The sequence below is a fragment of the Saccharopolyspora phatthalungensis genome (assembly GCF_014203395.1).
GTDB classification, from domain to species: domain Bacteria; phylum Actinomycetota; class Actinomycetes; order Mycobacteriales; family Pseudonocardiaceae; genus Saccharopolyspora; species Saccharopolyspora phatthalungensis.
In genome coordinates, this window is sequence record NZ_JACHIW010000001.1 from 4,918,501 (window position 1) to 4,935,557 (window position 17,057).

A 17,057-nucleotide genomic window follows, 5' to 3' on the forward strand; every position below is an offset into this window, starting at 1 on the left:
GCACGATCTCCGGAGCGCTCCAACAGCAGGCCGAACGCCTTCGCTCCACCATCGCGTCGAGCCAAGTCGAGGAAAAACCCATTCCCGTTGTCGACCACTCAACCGGTAAAACCAACTACTACTGACCTCCGGTTTGATCAGCCCGGCGCTGGGCGAACCCCCATCACGAATTAGGCGTAAGGTCCGCGAAGGCAAATGGTGTCGACGTGAATCGGGTTGCTATGAGGACCGGAGGATTTGTCATTGGGGCAACTGCCTGGTGTGCGATCGAAGCGTGATGGCCCTGCTGGACTTCGAATGGGCTCGCTTCGGCGATCACGTCGATGACTGGGTCTTTCTGGCCCGGTTCAGCGGCCTGCACGCTGCGGCCTGGTACTCCTTGGCATCGGCGGCCACCAGGAGTCCGCGCTGATCAGCGCAGGGCGTCAGCTGACCGGGCGGCGGTTGCTCACAACCGCGACCATCTTGGTAAGCGACCGGTCACAGCTCGTGCTGCATCAGCTGGCTCAGCGCCTCGTCGATATTCATGAACAGGTGCTCGTCACCGGGCGCGACGACCTCGTAGCTGTCGTCGACGAAGGCCGCCAGCAGGTCGGCGTCGGCGTCGAAGGTGGCCTGTCCGGACGGCGAGGTCAGCGTGATCAGGACCCGCGTGGGCTCGTCGGAGCGGGGGCTGATCCGCACGTCGCCTTCACCGCTGTCGGCTAACAGGCCGTCGGCCAGGAGATCGCGGCCGAACACCCAGTCGACCGTGTTGGGCTTACCGGTGTTGAAGCTCATCGACACCTCGTAGGGGTTACGGCTGTCGTAGCGCAGCTCCACGCCCACCGGCGCGTTCACGCTGGCCGGGGCCACCAGGTGGAAGAAGGTGGCGGTCTGGATCGTCTTGTGGTCGCTGGCCATCATGGTGGTGCACTCCTTCAGTGTTGGCTCCCTGGTTGACTCAAGCTTGACCGACCCCGGTCGAGGACTTCTTCACGTCATCTACAGACGGCTGGGAGGACCGGACCGACGCGTCGATCGACAGCTTCGACAAGATCGCAGAACGGCGCTCTGAGCTGCACTTTTGCCCTGTCCGGCGGTCTCTAGACGACAGGACTGCAACCTGCGTCACATCGCCGCCTCGTGAGAGCAAAGGCCCAGATCGTAGGACTTCGCGGAGGCCCGAGGCGCGCGGCACGGCCCCTACGCTTCACCAGTTCGCCGTTGGCGATGATGCCGGCAGATCTTGCCCACTCCTCATGTTCTGCCTTGTGCCACCAGCGCGGCGATCTGAGTGCGCGAGGTAAAGCCGAGCTTGGTGAGGATATGTTCGACGTGGGCTTCGGCGGTGCGTTGCGAGATGACGAGGGTTTCCGCGATCTGCTTGTTGCTCATTCCCTGCGCGACGAGGTTGGCGACTTCCCGTTCGCGTTTCGTGAGCGGGTGTTCGGCCGTTTCCTCTCGAACGGATTTCCCGCGGGCGGCGGGTTCTCCGAGAAGTCGAGTCGCCACCTGATCGAACGTCAGGCCGGTACCTTTGTTGAAGGCCCGGGTGTATTTCTCCTCGCCGAGGGCTCGCCGCACCTGCGCTTGGCAGCGGTCCTGGTACTCGGCGAAAAAGGGGAATTGTGAACGTGGTCCGCTGCGGTGCCCGCGGAGAGTGTGGGCGGCTCCGGCCAGCTCAGCGGCTTGCTCACTGCGCTCGGTACTCGCCGCGATCCAGCTTATCGTCTCGATGCAGTTAGCCGCGCAGGTCGTATCGTCGAAGACGCGTTGCGCGTCCAGGCACTGGAGTTCACAAGCTTCGGCCCTGTCCCAATCGCCCTGGCGCCATGCCTCGAGTCCAAGGCCCCACAGGGCCCATGTCCGGCGCCAAGTCTCGCGGTGTTGCTCGCACAGGTCCAGCAGCTTCGTCCAGTTGGCCATTGCGCGTTCTCCGTCGCCACGGACCGAGTGACTGATGCCGAGGTTCAGCAGCGCGGAGGCGAGCCAGTCAAGCTCTTCGGTATTCCGGTGCCGCGCTACGAATTCCTCAAGCAGCACAACGGCTTTGGAAAAGTCGTATTGCTGCATGGCGGCGACTGCTTCGGCTACCTGGTACAGGGTCGCGGACTGCTCCTGGGCAAAGTCCACGGCCAGCTTTCGGCTTTCTTCAAGAATCCCCTTCGCCGTGGCCAGGTCGTTTTGCATCAGCGCGAGGTAGCTGGCGCTGGCGAGCGCGCGGACCCTGGGCACGCTGGGTTCGACATCTTTGTCCAGCAGGCGCTCGAACCAGAGCCGCCCCTCACTGGTGAGTCCACCGACCCGCCACACATCACGGTAGGCGTCGGCCAGCCGCAATCCTTGGTGAGATTCATCGGATACGGCGAGGCAGAAGTCGAGCGCAGCGCGAACGTTGGCATCATTCAGACGTGCCCGTCGGGACAAATCCACTTGGGCAGGACCGAACCACTGGCGCCGCGTTTCCTCCGCGACTTTCACATACCAATCCCGATGCCGTTTCCGGAGTTCCTGCTCTTGCCCGGCCGCGTGCAGCACCTCGCGGCCATATTGCCGGATCGATTCCAGCAACCGGTACCAAACACCGGTTTCCCGCTCATCGCGGATGACGACGGACTTGCCCACCAACCCGGTCAGCGCCGGCAGTATCTCGCCGTGCGGCAATGCGGCATCCGCGCACACGGCTTCCACCGCGTCCATGTCACAACTCTCCGGAAAGATTGACATCCGAGCCCAGAGGGTCCGCTCGCGCTCGGTGCAGAGATCAAAACTCCAATCGATCGACGCTCGCAGGGTCTGGAGCCGCGGCAGCGCGGCACGATTGCCGGAAGTCAATACGCGGAACCGGTCGTCCAGACGCCGCAGGAGCTCCTCCACCGAGAGCACTCGCAGACTCGCAGCGGCAAGTTCGATGGCGAGCGGGATTCCATCCAGTCGCCGACACAGCCTTGCCACTGCTGGACCGTTGTGGTCGTCAATTTCGAAGTGCGGTACTGCTGCCGCCGCGCGGTCCTCGAAGAGCCGGATAGCCTCGAATGCACGCAGCTTGTGGGCGGGACGTCGGGTGTCGTCGGGGGGCACGCCAAGAGCCAGTACCGGCAGCACGCGCTCTCCCGGGGTGCTCAACGGTTCGCGACTGGTGCCGAGAACCCGCAGTCCAGGGCATCGGGTCAGCAGCCTTGCCACGAGTTCGGCACACGCGTCCAACTGGTGTTCGAAGTTGTCCAGCACCAGCAGCGCTCGGAGCTCCCGCAATCGTTCCGCCAGCGCGTCCGCGGTCCATGTCGTGAACTGGTCTCGAATCTCCATCGCCGTAGCGACGGTCTGCGGCAGCAGGTATCCGTCGTCCACGCTCGCAAGCTCCACCCAGTAGACGCCGTCGGGAAATGAACGGCGCATTTCCCATGCGGCGCGCATGGCCAGCCGCGTCTTGCCGACCCCGCCCACGCCGGTGAGGGTCAACATCCGGGAAGCCGACAGCCCGCGCTTGACGTCGCTGAGCTCCGCGCGTCGCCCGACAAACGACGTCAGTGCGATTGCCTGTAGGCCCTCTGCCGAGACGAGTGCCATTGATGCCCATCCACGCTGGTTTGTCTTGACGCAAGAGTACTCAAATGGTATCGGAATGAACGGCCTGTCCGCTGTGGTCACCCCGAAGTCCCTGGCCGAGGTTGGTCCACAGCGGACGGCGGTCGACACCCAGCCAAGTGCCCCTAGTCTGGCAGGGTGCGCCCTGAGGTGACCTACTCCGCAAGTTCCTAGCGAACGCGTCGCTTTCCCCGGCCCGAACAGCGAATCGGAGCAACTGGTCTATGAAAGGGTCACATTCGCAGGGTGGGCGCGAGGTGACCGAAGATCATCGCTGACATTGCGTGGTCAACACCTTTTTCACACGGCGGTAAAGCGGTGTGTAGGTGAACATGGGGTCCGCAAGGACCTTGGTCCGCAACGGTGTCGGCGGAAGTTTGTGGTGGGAGGCGGTCGTGAAGTTTCTCGTACTATGGAAGATCGATCTGGGTTTGTTGTCGTCGGAGATGCAGCGCGCCGTGGGGAACATGCCCGCCTACGGCGAAAAGCTGGAAGCCACTGGCAAGGTGGTGAGTCGGTACCACGTCGTGGGCGCGCATGGCGGGGCGTGGATCTATGAGGTGGACTCCCACGAGGAGTTCGAGCGGCTGCTCGCCATGGCTCCGGTGTTCAACTTCGCGCACTACGACGTGTATACCCTGGCCGATATGGCCAAAGTCGGCGGCGATGGCACGGCCGCGGCCGAGGAGAGCGGGCTGGACACCAAAATCATCCGGTGATCTGAGCCGTTTGACGGGCCCGCGGAGCCGGTCGACACTGAGTTCACCGACTCCGGAGGTGGCATCATCGCTAACTACGGTCCGCGTGGTGACCGGCGTTGGCTGGTCGCCCACCGGCTGCGCGAGCGACGCCGAGAGCTGGGGTTGACCCAGCAGCAGGTGGTCAGCCGCCTGCGTCGGTATGGGGTGGAGACCACGAACAAGACGCTGAGCTGCCTGGAGCACGGCACGGGTGTGGACGTCGCCCGGTTGCCCGAACTCGCGCAGGTTTTGGAGTGCACGACGACGTTCCTGCTCGGGCTCACCACTGCGCCGCGCCAGTGGGAGCCGGATGCGGACGAGTGCCGGCCGACGGCTCCGGCGGCGCGGCTCGTTGGTGGCGCGGCTCCGCTGATCCTCGCGCCCGGCGTCCCAGCCGAAGCCACGCGCGTCCGGTCGCTCAACCGAGGTGCTTAGCCAGGCCGGGTTTCTCCAGCCGGTGGTTAGCGATGTCGAGGTGGTGCCGCGTGTAGCGGTGCAGCGCCGCCAGCTGCTGCGGGGTGAGGCGGTCGCAGACCCAGTCCCAGTGCAGCGCGACCTGGTCACCCGGCCGGAGATCGGAGACGAAGCCGACTCCGTCGACCGCCGCGGTGGCGATCTCGGTCTCGGCCGGGCCGAGACCCAGACACCTGCCGTCCCAGGTCAGCGCGCGCGTGTCCACCACGACCTGGTCGCCTTCCACCGCGCGCACCCGGCCCCACCGGATGCGGCAACGGTCGAGCACGGTCAGCGCGTGTTCGGCGGCGGTTCCGCCGCCACCCAGCAGGCCGAGCCAGGGGTAGACGCAGAACACGTGGTAGCTGTGGTGTGGCATCCCCCCAGCCAGCACGGAGTCGGCCAGCGGACCGAACCGCCCGGTCCGGCGCCGGAACCGCTCTTCCACCGAGTCGCCCATCGCCCGCGCTCCGACACGGTCGAGCAGGTCGTTGCCGATCCAGTAGGCCTCGACGACGCGCCGGTCGAGCGGATCGGGTGTTCCGGTGGCGTCGGCGATGAGCTCCAGGTACGGCCAGGCGCCGGTGAACTGCCGGGCCAGCTCCACCAGACCGGGATCGACCGTGCAGGTGACCCCGTACTCGAAGAACTGCCCGCTGTCCGGCGGGCCGCACGAGCCGCGCTGGTTCGGCGGGAAGGCGTAGCGGACGAACAGCACCGGCCCGGGTGCTGAAGCGGTCTGCGCTGCCTCGGACATCGGCGCCCCCTCAGGGTTGCGGCCCGAACGGCGCCAGCGCGTCCCGGGCCTGGTCCTCGGTCATCATTTCGAGCGCGAATCCGCAGTGGATCAGGATGTATTCGCCGGGCTTGGGGGGCGGGGCGAGCAGGCCGACGTTGATGTCGCGGAGCACGCCGGCGACGTCCACCTGCGCCAGGTCGTCGGTGCCGGAGACGGTCACGACCCGTCCTGGGATGCCGAGGCACACGGCTCCTCCTCTCCCCGCTCGAACGCGGTGAGCGCGAGGTCGGTGGCGACGCGGGCCGCCTCGTCGACCGCGGCCTGGACGACGGGGCTGAGGCCCATGCCGACCTCGACCGACTCTGGTTCGCAGCCCACCACGACGACGTGCTTCAGTGTGCCCCCGAAAGCCCGGACCAGCGCGAGCACGGCGTCCGGTGACAGGTCGTGCGCGTCCATCGCGGGCACGGCTGCTTCGGCGGACGCCTCTTCCAGTTGGTGCTCGATCACGTGCAGCGTTCCGGGAGCCGCACCTCGCTGGACGGCGTCGACAAGCACGACGAGGTCGTATCCCTCCAGGAGTTGGTAGGCGAGGTGGACGCCGCGGATGCCGTAATCGCCGACGTCGACCTGTTCGGGGAACCGGTCGGCGTCCAGCCGCGCGGCGACCGCGCTGCCGAACCCGTCATCGCCGTGGAAGATATTGCCGATACCGGCGAGCAGTACTCGCGTCATGATCCGGCCTCCACCGGTTCGACCTCCTCGGGAGTGAAGTAGAGGTAGCGGCCGTGCAGGCGTTGCACCTCGGCGGCTTCCTCGCTCCCGTGCGGGATCACCGCGAGGTGGACGCGGCCGTCGACGTCGGCCAGCACCTGCTCGACGGTTGCGGTGCGACCGGCCAGGAACATGTCCTGCGCGTCGGCGCTGTGTGCGCCGGGGCGCAGCCGCACCCAACTGCCCCGCTGGACGCGCACGCCGGAGACGGTGATGGCGTCGGACTCGTTTCGCGGGGCCGGGGTGTTCGACCTCAGGTAGCGCAGCGTGCCGTGGAGCCGGTCGAGCATCTCGGGCGGCATGTTCTCCACATGGTCGAGCAACGTGCGCACCCGCTCGTCGGTACCGCGGGCATCCCGTTTCTCGGTGTCGGTGAGGGTGAGCGTGCGCAGACTCAGCAACTCGTCGATCTCGGTGGCGTCGAACATTTCGGCCGGACTCTCGGGGGCCACCTGCGGGTGGTCGTAGAGGATGATCGGCGAAGCCAGCACGAGATCGCGGCTGGCGGGTTCGCCCGCCAGAACCGGGAAGACGCCGTCGTTGTCGCACTCGGCGACGTAGGGCCGGGCCCACTCGGGCGGGTCGAGCAGCGAGATGAACGACCCGTCGACCGAGACGAGCACGTGCGCGGCGACCAGCGCCGAGGTGAGCGCGTCGGCGCGCTCCGCGCCGCTCCACGGAGTGCGGTTGTCCACCTCGATCCGCAGCCGCACGATCCCGTATGGGCCCGGTCTCTGCTCCGCCGCGAGGCGGATCGCGCCCGCCAGTTGTGTCCGCTCACGCACCAGCCTGCCGACAGGCCGCTCCCGCTCGTGGAGGGTCTCGATGTCGCAGACCCCGGGGACGTCAAAGGGAATGTCGCGGGGACCGGTAAGCAGTTCCGCCAAGGACGTCTCGCAGTCGATTTCCTGCTCCACTGCCTCGTCCCACGGCTGATACCGGGTATCGCCGAGGTCCAGCGCGTCGACCAGGCGGAACCCGGTTCCCTCGAACACGTGCACGTCACGCCGCTGGACGTGCAGGAAGCGCACTCGGACCGCGAGCCGGTCGAGGTCGCCCTCGACGGGGATCTCCGCGCGCAGTGAGGCCCGCTCCGAGCGGTCGCGTTCGGCCCAGGCGGGTGGCATGAGGACGCCGAACTGCCAGCGCACCCGGTTCTTGGCGTCCGAGGCACGGTAGGGATAGAGGAGGTAGCCCTCGTACAGCACGGCGTCGGCGACCGCTTGCGCGGCGGTGAAGGTGTTCATCCGTCCTCCGCACGTTCTTTCAGCAGTTGTTGCACGGCGCCGTCCCAGGTCAGCAACGAGTGCCGGACGCGGTAGCGGTGCAGGGCGTCGAAGGTCTCCCGGCCCAGGCGCAGCCACGCGGTACCGGGGAAGTGCAGCTCCATGACTTGCCGCCACGTTTCTACGGGAAGCCGGAAACGGGCCTCTTTGTTCCAGGCGATCGGCTGTACCGATAGCGTTCCCGGGCTTCCGGTGAACGCGGTGCCGTTGAACAACAGGAGCATCGGGACCTCGCCGGTATCCAGGGCGTAGAGGTACTTCGCCGCCACCACGTCGAAGTCGTAGGTGCAGGCAACCGGCAAAGCCGCCGGGGTGGAGCCGGTGAAGCCGGGGAGCACGGCAGTGGCGAACGCCAGTCGCAGCGGCCGCAGGGTCTGCGACCACCGCGGCCGGTCACCGAAAAGGTCCAGCAGCGCCTCCGCCTCGGCGTCGTCGTAGCGGCGCCGCTGCGGTTCGATGCGGATCTGGCAGCGCAGCACGAGGGCGTGTATGGCCGTGCCGGTGGTCTCGGTGACCTCCAGGCGCAGCAGCAGCGTCGGGCTCGCGGCCTGCCGGTCGGGCTCGGCGCCCAGGCACGTGAACTCAAGGTCCATCGCGGTCGCCTCCGCGCGTGCACCGCCGCCGCAGGTCGGCGAAGTAAGCGTCGATGTGCTGCCAGACCTCCTCGCCGCCGTGGAAGCCGACCCAGTGCCTGCGCACGATCCCGACCAGTTCGTAGCAGGCGTCGATCGGCGTGCGGAAGCACTCGAAGCGCCCATCCCGCCTGCGGACCAGCGCCGCCTCGACGTCCGGCCGCAGGTCGCGCAGCAGCGGGTTGGCCCGCACGACCTCGTCCCAGGTTTCGAGATCGAGCTCGGACTCGGTCGCGCCACCCGGGCTCGGGTAGCAGGCGACGTGGCGGCCCAGATCGGACTGGCGGAAGAAGAACGCCAGCCCGACCGGGATCTGCATGGCTTCCCACTGCTGGTCGGTGAGGACGAAGTCCGGGTCGGATCCGCAGTCCTCGGGCACCGCCCGGCGGCGACCCGCACCCGCTCCCTCCCGGGTGAACAGCAGGTAGCAGGCGCGGCAGGTGCACAGCAGCCGTCGCTGGTCGAGATCGGCGACGTGGCTGTGCCGCTCCGACAAGCCCTCTCCGCACATCTCGCATGCCTCGCCTGGACGGCGCACCCGGCGTCCGGAAGCGGCAGCGACCGGGCTCTCGTCCGCGGGGCGAGCCAACGACCGGAGCACGGCGAAGGGCGTCCGGCCGGTCATGTCGCGGCTCGCTGCGGCAGCGCGATGCTCCACCCATCCGCCTCGGGCAGCAGCGGCAGCGGGGCCAACGCGAGCTCGGGATCGTCCTCGGCCCGCCCGGCCAGGCACACGTCGTAGACCTGGCCGCATCGTGAACAGACCAGGCGGGTGCCGGTGAAGGCGGCGTCGGCCAGCGAACAGCCGCACGCGGCGCATTCGTCGCGATAGGCGTAGTAAGTCCCGCGGACGTTGCACGTCATCACGGCGAGACCCGCGATGTCCGAGACGCGAAGCTCACCGGGCGCGACCTCGACTTCCAGCGGTTGCCACGCGCTCGTCGGGCCGGATTCGGAACGCACCCGCTCCATGGAGATCTGGAGCAGCGGCTGCTGCGCCGGTTCCTCGACCATGCCCTCCACGGCCACCGATGTGGCTTCGGGCGCGGCGTCGAGAACGGCCTGCTCGACCGCGAGCTTGACGGTGACCGTCGAGGACGGGCATCCGTCGCAGCTGCCGCGCAGGCGCAGCCCGACGACGCCGTCGGCGTCGATACCGACGTAGTCGATCCCGCCCGCGTGCGAACCGAGATACGGGCGGACCCGGTCGAGAGCGGCCTGGATGCGGGTGTCGGCATCGTCGGGGTGCAGGTCGTGCAAAGCGAGGAGGCCTGCGAGAAGGTCGTCCTCGGCCAACGCCCGCAAGCGCTGCTGCCCACCATCCTGCTCCCGCAGGATCGACACCACCCGCGCCAGGCCCGCCCCGTAGAACCCGATGACGGCGCCGACCAGGTCCTCCACCCGGGCGCGGACGCCCGGCTCCGCGGTGCTGTCGAGTTCTTCCAGCAGCGCCTCGATCTTCATCCCCAGTGCGCGGGCGTCGTGTTCCATGTCCCCGCCCCCTTGCCGTCAGTACGGCTTGACCACTCCTGTCGGCGAGTGCGTGTACTCCTTTTCCAGACCGTTGCCCACGTACATGTGGACACCGCATGGCAGGCACGGGTCGAAGCTGCGGACCGTCCGCATGATGTCGATGCCCTTGAACCGTTCCGGCGGGTTCTCCTCGAAAATCGGCGTGTTCTCAACCGCGTCCTCGTACGGCCCCGGTGTGCCGTAGACGTCGCGGACGCTGCCGTTGTACGGCGTCGGCGGATACGGGTGGTAGTTGGCGATCTTGCCGTCCCTGATGACCATGTGGTGTGACAGCACACCGCGCACGGCTTCGGTGAACCCGCAGCTGATGGCCTGGTCGGGCACCTTGAACGGGGTCCACGTCTCGGTGCGCCCGGCGCGGACCTCGTCCAGCGCCTGCTCGACGAAGTGGATGGCGAGCGCGGCGGTGTAGGCCTGGAAGTAGGTCCGCGCGCGGTTGCGCTCGATCGCGTTGCTCCACTTCGGAATTCGCCATTCGAACGTCGTCTCGGGCTTGAGTGCGGTCTTGGGCAGCGTGATCCGCACGCTGCTTCCGGTCGCCTGCACCAGATCGGTGTTGACCAAGCCGTTGAGCGCCGTGGACCACATCCGGGCCAGCGGGCCGCCACCGGTGTCGATCGACAGGTGGTTCTCCCCGTCGAACCAGCGGGGCGACATCGTCCAGCTGTAGGCGGCGTTGAAGTCGCGCTTGGCCGGCTTGGGAATCGTGTGCTGGTTCCACGGATGGCGCCGGTCGATCGGATTGCCCAGCGGGTCATGGGTCACGAACACCTCGTGCTCGTCATCCACCCAGTCCTCGTAGTAAGAACTGCCGAGCAGGATCCGGATGCCAAGGTTGATGTCGACGAGGTCGTTGGTCACCAGTTCGCCGTCGACGATGACGCCCGGCGTGACGAACATCTTCCGGCCCCACTCGCTCATGTGCTCGTAGCGGAAGTCGCAGTGGGCGGGGTCGTTGAGGCAACCCCAGCATCCCAGCAGCACCCGCCGCTGCCCGACGTGCTCGTAGCCGGGCAGGGCCTGGTAGAAGAAGTCGAACAGATCGTCGTGCAGCGGAACGACCTTCTTCATGAACTCGCAGTAGCGCATCAACCGGGTCAGGTAGTCGGTGAACAGCTGCAACGTGGCCACCGTTCCCACTCCACCGGGGTACAAAGTGGACGGATGCACGTGCCTGCCTTCCATGAGGCAGAACATGTCGCGCGTCAACCGGCTCATCTGCAAGGCCTCGCGGTAGAACTCGCCCTCCAGCGGGTTCAGCGAGCGCATGATGTCGCCGATGGTGCGGTAGCCGTGCTCACCGGCGTGCGGTGCCTCGGTGTTGTTGGCCTGTTCCAGCACGCCCGGGTTGGTCTCCCGGACCATCTTCTCGCAGTAGTCGACACCGACCAGGTTCTCCTGGAAGATGTTGTGGTCGAACATGTACTCGGCGGCCTCGCCGAGGTTGATGATCCATTCGCCGAGGTGCGGTGGAGCCACCCCGTAGGCCATGTTCTGGTTGTAGACCGAGCAGGTCGCGTGATTGTCACCGCAGATCCCGCAGATCCGGCTGGTGATGAAGTGCGCGTCCCGCGGGTCCTTGCCCCTCATGAAGATGCTGTAGCCGCGGAAGATCGACGACGTGCTGTGGCACTCGCGCACTGCCTTCTGCTTGAAGTCGACTTTGGCGTAGATCCCGAGACTGCCCACGATGCGGGTGATCGGATCCCACGCCATCTCCACTACGTCGGACTTCGTCGTGTCCTCGGCGCTGGCCGACGGTCTCCTGTGGATGGTGGTCATCATCGCCTCCAACCGCGATCGAGGTAGCTCACCAGGTCTTGCTGAAGCCGGTGGTCAGCTGCTTGCCCCTGCTGCGCCACTGCGGCTCTTGGTCGACCGACTTCTCGGTGATGCGCCGCAGCCGCCGGATCGTCCTTCCGTACACCGAACTCACGGTCGTCGACACCTTGCTGCCCGGGGGCTCGTCCATGAAGGGCATGAACTTGTCCGGGAAACCGGGCATCGTGCAGGCGATGCAGATGCCACCGACATTCGGGCAGCCGCCGATGCCGTTCATCCACCCGCGCTTGGGCACGTTGCACTTCACGACCGGACCCCAGCAGCCGAGCTTGACCAGGCACTTGGGCGAGCCGTACTCGGTGGCGAAGTCACCCTGCTCGTAGTACCCGGCCCGGTCGCAGCCCTCGTGCACGGTGGCACCGAACAACCACTGCGGGCGCAGGGCGTCGTCGAGCGGGATCATCGGCGCCTGCCCCGCGACCTGATACAGCAGGTAGACCAGGGTCTCGGACAGGTTGTCCGGCTGGATCGGGCAGCCCGGAACGCACACGATCGGCAGCCCCGCCTTGGACTTCCACTGCCAGCCCAGATAGTCCGGCACCCCCATCGCCCCGGTCGGGTTGCCCGCCATCGCGTGGATGCCGCCGTAGGTGGCGCAGGTGCCCGCCGCGACGATCGCCGTGGCCTTGGGCGCCAGCCGGTCCAACCACTCCGAGGTCGTCATGGGCTGGCCGGTCGCGGGGTTGTTTCCGAAGCCGCACCAGTAGCCCTCGTCCTTGATGGCCTCGTTGGGGATCGAGCCCTCCACAACCAGTACGAAGGGCTCCAACTCGCCGCGGTCGGCCTTGTGCCACCACTCGATGAACGTGTCGGCACCCTGCTCCGGACCGCATTCGAAATCGATCAGCGGCCAATGCACCTGGATCTTCGGTAAGCCCGGCAGCGCGCCGAGTACGATCTCCTCGATGCTGGGCTGGGTGGCCGCGGTCAGTGCGACCGAGTCCCCGTCGCAGCTCAGCCCCGCGTTGATCCAGAGAACGTGGAGAACCTCGTCGCCGGTCTCCTGCGGAGCCTGCGACTGCGTAGGCGTGGTGGACATGGCCAACCCGCCTTTCCACCTTCGAATTCGCGCCGGTTCCGCCACATTGCGGACGCATCCGATGCGTCGCGCAATCCCCGGAACCAGCCGTTCACTCGGGAATTCCAGGAATTTCCGATTCTTTCCGCCACTCAATCGGCGGTGACGCTGGCGGCCTGACGGTTGCGCCGCCGCTGCTCACTGGACTGCCCCAGCGCAGCCTCGTTTCCCTGCGGTGTCACGCTAACCCCGACCAGTGCCGGGTCGTGCGACATCCGCAGAATCCTAAAGTACCGGTTCAGCTCCGCCCGCGACAGATAGGCCGCGGCGCCCGCGGCTCCGCCGAGCACGAGGAGCGCGCCTTTCGCTCTCATCACGCCTCCGACCACGAACAGACCCCTTTATCGTCCTCACCCGTGGACCTGATCGCCATTCGAATCCGTCCCGAATTCGCCGCGACCTGCGGGTGACTACGGTGTCGTAGCGACCGCGAGGTCCCGCCCAAGGCAGGCGGGCGTCAGGCGCGGCGCGCGGCGAGCCAGTCGTACCAGGCCTCCAGCCCCCGGCCGCGGGTCGCCGATACCTCGATCATGCCGAGAGCGGGGTTGACTCGGCGCGCATGCGCGAGGCAGTGGCCGGGATCGAACTCCACATACGGCAGGAGGTCGGTCTTGGTGAGGACCACCAGGTCGGCGGAGCGGAACATGTGCGGGTACTTCAGCGGCTTGTCCTCGCCCTCGGTGACCGACATGAGCACCACTCGCGCGCTCTCACCCAGGTCGAACAACGCCGGGCACACGAGGTTGCCGACGTTCTCGACGAACACCACGGAGCCGGCGGCGGGATCGAGCGAGCGCACTCCGCTGGCCAGCATTTCCGCGTCGAGGTGGCAGCCCGCGCCGGTGTTGATCTGGACGACGTCGCAGCCGGTGGCGCTGATGCGCTCGGTGTCGAGCAGCGTCTCCTGGTCACCTTCCACGACTCCGATCCGGAGCCCCCGAACGGCCAGGTCCTCGATCGTGCGCACCAGCAGCGTCGTCTTACCCGCGCCCGGCGAGCTCATCAGGTTGACCGCGGTGATCCCCTGCTGCTCGAACCATGACCGGTTCCGCGCCGCCAGTTCGTCGTTCTTGGCCAGGATCGGCTCCTCCAACACGACCGTGCGCGCCGGAGCAGTGTGCCCGTGGACATGGCCCGCTTCGCCGGAGCGGTGCGGGAATCGCACGACCCGCACCCCGGAATCGGAACAGCCGCACGTGTCGCACATCGTCACACCACCTCCACTGACAAGATGCGCAGTTCCTGACCGCTTCGCACCTCAACATCAGCGCTCCCGCAAGCGCACAGCGCGAATCGCGGATCGGGCTCGAACACCTCACCACAGGTCCGGCAGCAGCATTGGCCCACCGGTTCGTCGATGTCCAGCCGAGCGCCTTCGAGAATCGTTCCCTCGGTGACCGGACCGAAGCAGAACCGCACCGAATCGGCCACCACCCCAGAGGACTTGCCGATCTGCAACCGAACGGCGACGACTCGGCCCTCGCCGATCCGATGGCTGATCGCCTCGACGACGCCCTGGGTGATGGCCAACTCGTGCATCGCACACCGGCTTCGATAGCAGGTGTATCCACACTAGTCCGCTATGCCGCCCGCGGCACCGGTGCGCTGCGCCGAGTACCAGAGCCAGGCGCTGATCGCCGCCCGCAGGATCGGTGATCTGGAGCGGGGAGTCGACCGTGATCCACACCAGCCACCACACCCCAAGTCAGGTAGGTGTCTCACTCATACCCGGCGCTTAAGGCAGGTGGCCTACCTTCGTAGCCGTGGCTTCTTTCAAAGCAGACTCGCGAGGTGGGCCGCTGGCAAAGTTCTTGCGTGCCCGACGTCAACAGGTGCGTCCGGAGCACCATGGGCTTGAGCCGGGCGGTGCGCGCCAAGTGCTGGGCCTGCGCCGGGATGAGGTTGCCATGCTGGCCGGAATCAGCACGGATTACTACATCCGCCTGGAGCAGGGCAGGGAACGGCGCCCTTCGCGCACAGTGATAGACGGGTTGTCTGCGGCGTTGCTGCTCGAACCTGCCGCGGCGAACTACCTTGGTGAGCTCGCCACCGCCGGCGAGACGGGAGAGTCGGGCGAACGTCTCGGGCAGGAACGGTTGGGTGCCCTACAGCGCTTGCTCGACTCGTTTGCGGTGCCGGCCATTTTAGTGGATCGCTGGCTCAACGTCGCGGCGGACAATTCGCTGGGTGAGTTGCTTTACGACGGCTTGGAGCACCGGAGGCAGGCCAGTTCGGCGCGAATCGCACGCGGCTGTTGGAGCAGACCGCGGCTGCTCGTCTCGAAAGTCTGGGCACCATGACACGCTTGGTCCTGCGGTTTCTCGGTTTTTGCCGGGTCGCGCACTTGTTCGGACAGCACTGGGGAGGGGACGTGGATTCGAAGTTCGCCGTAGCTCGTAACAGACCGCTGGCGATGCACGCGAGCACAGGTCAGCGGGCTGGTTGGCTGGGGTGGTTCCCGTGGTGATCAATGAATCGAGATCGTTTCGTTCGTCCAGGAGCGCATCACAATGAGCAGTCAGGTTGCGCGGACTGCGGTGGCGCCGATGGCGATCGTGGCCATCGACCAGTACGAGGACGTTCCCCTGGTGGTGGACTCGTTGGCGTACCGGGTCCTGCCTGCCGGTGTGAGGCCGATCGTCGCGGTGAACCGCGTGCGCCCGGTTCGACGCTTGATGATCCGCGCGGTGGAACGGAAGTTTCCGGGGTTGTGGGCGAGCATGGTGTGCCGCAAGCGCTACATCGATGACAAACTTCGCGGCGCGGTGGACGAGGAGATTGGTGCCGTGGTAATCCTCGGAGCCGGGTTCGACACCCGGGCCTACCGGTTTCCGTGGCTGGCCGGCACGCCTGTTTACGAGGTCGACCTTCCGGAGAACATCAACCGCAAGCGGTCGGTGCTGGAGAAGCTGTTCGGCAGGGTTCCCGATCACGTCACGCTGGTCCCGATCGACTTCCAGGCCGAAAGCCTGGGGGAAGTGCTCCTCTCGCACGGCTACCGGCCAGGGGAGAAGACCTTCTTCGTCTGGGAGGCGGTCAGCCAGTACCTGTCCGAAACGGCGGTCCGCGCGACTTTCCGCTTCCTGGCGACCGCAGCGTCCGGCAGTCGGCTCGTGTTCACCTACGTCCGCAAGGACTTCCTCGACGGGTGCGAGTTCTACGGCGCCGAGGCGGCCTACCGGGAATACGTGAGCCGACGGCGGCTGTGGCATTTCGGGCTGGACCCGGCCCAAGTCGGAGGGTTCCTCACCGAATACGGTTGGCGCGAGGTAGAGCAGGCCGGTCCTCGCGAGTTCGCCACCCGCTACCTGGTTCCCAACCGGCGGTGGCTGTCGGCATCGGAAGTGGAGTTGTCCGTGAGCGCCGAGAAGAGCTGACCGCATCTGCATTCCCGGTTCTCGCCGGTAACTGTCTCTTGTGGACTGGGGTTACAGACCGTGGCCCGGTTTCCTCCTGCTGCCGAGCGTCAGCGTGTGTGCTGGCCACGTTTGTCCCGGGCGGGCGAGGGCTAGCCTCGGAGGAAGTTCAGCAGGTCGGCGTTGACTTGATCCTGGTGCGTGGCCGTCAGGCCGTGCGGCGCGCCCGGATAGTAGATTTCCTGTGCGCCCTTGATGAGCTTGGCCGATTTCTTTGCCGAGTCCTTGACGGGAACGATCTGGTCGTCCTCGCCGTGCAGGACCAGGGTTGGGACGTCGATCTGACGGAGGTCATCGGTGAAATCGGTCTCCGAGAAGGCCTTGATGCTTTCGTAGGCGTTTTTCAGGCCCGCCTGCATGCTCCAGAGCCAGAACTGATCCAGTAGCCCCTGCGAGACCTCGGCGCCCGCTCTATTCGCACCGTAGAACTGGATCGCCAGGTCCTGGTAGAACCGCGATCGGTCTTCGGCGATGCCGCTCCGCAGGTCGTCGAACACCTCGATCGGCAGGCCCTCTGGATTTGCCGCTGACTTCAGCATGATCGGCGGCACCGCGGAGACGAGGACTGCTTTGGCGACTCGGCTCGTCCCGTGGCGTCCAATGTAGCGGGCGACTTCGCCCCCGCCGGTGGAATGTCCAACGAGCGTGGCCTCCCGAAGGTCGAGCGCCTCGATCACGGCAGCGAGATCGTCGGCGTAGCCGTCCATGTCGTTCCCGTCAGAGGGCTGGCTTGACCGACCGTGGCCGCGACGGTCGTGCGCGACCACGCGGAAGCCGTTTTGCACGAGGAAGAGCATCTGGCCGTCCCAGGCGTCTGCGTTCAGCGGCCAGCCGTGCGAAAACGTCACCACCGGGCCCTTGCCCCAGTCTTTGTAGTAGATAGTGGTTCCGTCCTTGGTAGCGATCCAACTCATGGCGCGATCTCTCCTCCTGAACTGCCTTATCTGGGCACGGGGTGTTCTTTGCCGGTCGGGAGCACAGTTCGACCTTATAA

General features: G+C 66.5%; 20 protein-coding genes. 5 read left to right on the plus strand and 15 right to left on the minus strand.

Translation table 11 applies throughout. The features are described 5' to 3' along the window. The first annotated feature begins 274 nt into the window (after positions 1-274). Complete coding sequence (locus BJ970_RS22615; RefSeq protein ID WP_184728101.1) at positions 275-412, plus strand: hypothetical protein; 138 nt, start codon at positions 275-277, stop codon at positions 410-412. Positions 413-480: 68 nt separating this feature from the next. Here the strand turns inward: BJ970_RS22615 and BJ970_RS22620 are convergent, their stop codons facing one another. Next, on the minus strand, positions 481-906 hold the full coding sequence (locus BJ970_RS22620; protein ID WP_446689093.1) for an SsgA family sporulation/cell division regulator: 426 nt from the start codon (positions 904-906) through the stop codon (positions 481-483). 333 nt (positions 907-1,239) lie between these two features. Next, the gene (locus BJ970_RS22625; protein ID WP_184728102.1) at positions 1,240-3,552 is read right to left on the minus strand and encodes an ATP-binding protein; all 2,313 of its coding nucleotides are present in this window, start codon (positions 3,550-3,552) and stop codon (positions 1,240-1,242) included. Positions 3,553-3,965: 413 nt separating this feature from the next. On the opposite strand from BJ970_RS22625, the gene BJ970_RS22630 reads away from it, so the two are divergent. Beyond that, positions 3,966-4,289, plus strand: a complete 324-nt coding sequence (locus BJ970_RS22630; RefSeq protein WP_184728103.1) for a muconolactone Delta-isomerase family protein — start codon at positions 3,966-3,968, stop codon at positions 4,287-4,289. A gap of 144 nt (positions 4,290-4,433) precedes the next feature. After that, positions 4,434-4,745 carry a hypothetical protein gene (locus BJ970_RS22635; protein WP_184728104.1) on the plus strand — a complete coding sequence of 104 codons (312 nt, stop codon included), beginning with the start codon at positions 4,434-4,436 and terminating at the stop codon, positions 4,743-4,745. Here BJ970_RS22635 and BJ970_RS22640 read toward each other — a convergent pair. From BJ970_RS22640 to BJ970_RS22695, 12 genes are all read right to left on the minus strand, one after another. Further along, positions 4,729-5,520 (minus strand): DUF6390 family protein, encoded by a 792-nt coding sequence (locus BJ970_RS22640; RefSeq protein WP_184728105.1) that lies wholly within the window; start codon positions 5,518-5,520, stop codon positions 4,729-4,731. The genes BJ970_RS22635 and BJ970_RS22640 overlap by 17 nt on opposite strands. Positions 5,521-5,530: 10 nt before the next feature. Next, on the minus strand, positions 5,531-5,722 hold the full coding sequence (locus BJ970_RS22645; protein ID WP_312864359.1) for a HypC/HybG/HupF family hydrogenase formation chaperone: 192 nt from the start codon (positions 5,720-5,722) through the stop codon (positions 5,531-5,533). Further along, entirely contained in the window at positions 5,719-6,237 is a 519-nt protein-coding gene (locus BJ970_RS22650; protein WP_184728107.1) for a hydrogenase maturation protease, read from the minus strand. The genes BJ970_RS22645 and BJ970_RS22650 overlap by 4 nt, the downstream gene beginning before the upstream one ends. After that, on the minus strand, positions 6,234-7,523 hold the full coding sequence (locus BJ970_RS22655; RefSeq protein WP_184728108.1) for a hypothetical protein: 1,290 nt from the start codon (positions 7,521-7,523) through the stop codon (positions 6,234-6,236). The genes BJ970_RS22650 and BJ970_RS22655 overlap by 4 nt, the downstream gene beginning before the upstream one ends. Next, positions 7,520-8,155, minus strand: a complete 636-nt coding sequence (locus BJ970_RS22660) for a DUF6084 family protein (RefSeq protein WP_184728109.1) — start codon at positions 8,153-8,155, stop codon at positions 7,520-7,522. The genes BJ970_RS22655 and BJ970_RS22660 overlap by 4 nt, the downstream gene beginning before the upstream one ends. Then, entirely contained in the window at positions 8,145-8,819 is a 675-nt protein-coding gene (locus BJ970_RS22665; RefSeq protein WP_246470969.1) for a DUF5947 family protein, read from the minus strand. The genes BJ970_RS22660 and BJ970_RS22665 overlap by 11 nt, the downstream gene beginning before the upstream one ends. After that, positions 8,816-9,685, minus strand: coding sequence for a NifU family protein (locus BJ970_RS22670; RefSeq protein ID WP_184728110.1), 870 nt, complete (start codon positions 9,683-9,685; stop codon positions 8,816-8,818). Before BJ970_RS22670 ends, BJ970_RS22665 begins: the two co-directional genes overlap by 4 nt. A gap of 18 nt (positions 9,686-9,703) precedes the next feature. Then, a complete protein-coding gene (locus tag BJ970_RS22675; protein ID WP_184728111.1) occupies positions 9,704-11,509 on the minus strand; it encodes a nickel-dependent hydrogenase large subunit in 1,806 nt (601 codons plus the stop codon). A gap of 28 nt (positions 11,510-11,537) precedes the next feature. After that, positions 11,538-12,608 carry an NADH-quinone oxidoreductase subunit B family protein gene (locus BJ970_RS22680; protein ID WP_184728112.1) on the minus strand — a complete coding sequence of 357 codons (1,071 nt, stop codon included), beginning with the start codon at positions 12,606-12,608 and terminating at the stop codon, positions 11,538-11,540. A gap of 131 nt (positions 12,609-12,739) precedes the next feature. Further along, entirely contained in the window at positions 12,740-12,961 is a 222-nt protein-coding gene (locus BJ970_RS22685) for a hypothetical protein (RefSeq protein WP_184728113.1), read from the minus strand. Between the two features lie 143 nt (positions 12,962-13,104). Next, positions 13,105-13,854, minus strand: a complete 750-nt coding sequence (gene hypB, locus BJ970_RS22690; RefSeq protein WP_184728114.1) for a hydrogenase nickel incorporation protein HypB — start codon at positions 13,852-13,854, stop codon at positions 13,105-13,107. A gap of 2 nt (positions 13,855-13,856) precedes the next feature. Then, positions 13,857-14,186 (minus strand): hydrogenase maturation nickel metallochaperone HypA/HybF, encoded by a 330-nt coding sequence (locus BJ970_RS22695; protein ID WP_184728115.1) that lies wholly within the window; start codon positions 14,184-14,186, stop codon positions 13,857-13,859. 224 nt (positions 14,187-14,410) lie between these two features. Here BJ970_RS22695 and BJ970_RS22700 point away from each other — a divergent pair, with 224 nt between their 5' ends. Together BJ970_RS22700 and BJ970_RS22705 are read left to right on the plus strand one after the other, a co-directional pair. Beyond that, a complete protein-coding gene (locus tag BJ970_RS22700; protein WP_184728116.1) occupies positions 14,411-14,947 on the plus strand; it encodes a helix-turn-helix domain-containing protein in 537 nt (178 codons plus the stop codon). 210 nt (positions 14,948-15,157) lie between these two features. Beyond that, entirely contained in the window at positions 15,158-16,024 is an 867-nt protein-coding gene (locus tag BJ970_RS22705; RefSeq protein WP_184728117.1) for an SAM-dependent methyltransferase, read from the plus strand. 131 nt (positions 16,025-16,155) lie between these two features. Here the strand turns inward: BJ970_RS22705 and BJ970_RS22710 are convergent, their stop codons facing one another. After that, entirely contained in the window at positions 16,156-16,977 is an 822-nt protein-coding gene (locus tag BJ970_RS22710; protein WP_184728118.1) for an alpha/beta fold hydrolase, read from the minus strand. Positions 16,978-17,057 lie beyond the last annotated feature (80 nt).

What these genes read in the sequence shown, in the direction of transcription:
- BJ970_RS22620 (WP_446689093.1), bottom strand. Translation starts at nt 906, where the DNA reads ATGATGGCCAGCGACCACAAGACGATCCAGACCGCCACCTTCTTCCAC.
- hypB (WP_184728114.1), bottom strand. Translation starts at nt 13,854, where the DNA reads ATGTGCGACACGTGCGGCTGTTCCGATTCCGGGGTGCGGGTCGTGCGA.
- BJ970_RS22665 (WP_246470969.1), bottom strand. Translation starts at nt 8,819, where the DNA reads ATGACCGGCCGGACGCCCTTCGCCGTGCTCCGGTCGTTGGCTCGCCCC.
- BJ970_RS22675 (WP_184728111.1), bottom strand. Translation starts at nt 11,509, where the DNA reads ATGACCACCATCCACAGGAGACCGTCGGCCAGCGCCGAGGACACGACG.
- BJ970_RS22660 (WP_184728109.1), bottom strand. Translation starts at nt 8,155, where the DNA reads ATGGACCTTGAGTTCACGTGCCTGGGCGCCGAGCCCGACCGGCAGGCC.
- BJ970_RS22640 (WP_184728105.1), bottom strand. Translation starts at nt 5,520, where the DNA reads ATGTCCGAGGCAGCGCAGACCGCTTCAGCACCCGGGCCGGTGCTGTTC.
- BJ970_RS22655 (WP_184728108.1), bottom strand. Translation starts at nt 7,523, where the DNA reads ATGAACACCTTCACCGCCGCGCAAGCGGTCGCCGACGCCGTGCTGTAC.
- BJ970_RS22705 (WP_184728117.1), top strand. Translation starts at nt 15,158, where the DNA reads ATGAGCAGTCAGGTTGCGCGGACTGCGGTGGCGCCGATGGCGATCGTG.
- BJ970_RS22680 (WP_184728112.1), bottom strand. Translation starts at nt 12,608, where the DNA reads ATGTCCACCACGCCTACGCAGTCGCAGGCTCCGCAGGAGACCGGCGAC.
- BJ970_RS22695 (WP_184728115.1), bottom strand. Translation starts at nt 14,186, where the DNA reads ATGCACGAGTTGGCCATCACCCAGGGCGTCGTCGAGGCGATCAGCCAT.
- BJ970_RS22670 (WP_184728110.1), bottom strand. Translation starts at nt 9,685, where the DNA reads ATGGAACACGACGCCCGCGCACTGGGGATGAAGATCGAGGCGCTGCTG.
- BJ970_RS22685 (WP_184728113.1), bottom strand. Translation starts at nt 12,961, where the DNA reads ATGAGAGCGAAAGGCGCGCTCCTCGTGCTCGGCGGAGCCGCGGGCGCC.
- BJ970_RS22650 (WP_184728107.1), bottom strand. Translation starts at nt 6,237, where the DNA reads ATGACGCGAGTACTGCTCGCCGGTATCGGCAATATCTTCCACGGCGAT.
- BJ970_RS22710 (WP_184728118.1), bottom strand. Translation starts at nt 16,977, where the DNA reads ATGAGTTGGATCGCTACCAAGGACGGAACCACTATCTACTACAAAGAC.
- BJ970_RS22625 (WP_184728102.1), bottom strand. Translation starts at nt 3,552, where the DNA reads ATGGCACTCGTCTCGGCAGAGGGCCTACAGGCAATCGCACTGACGTCG.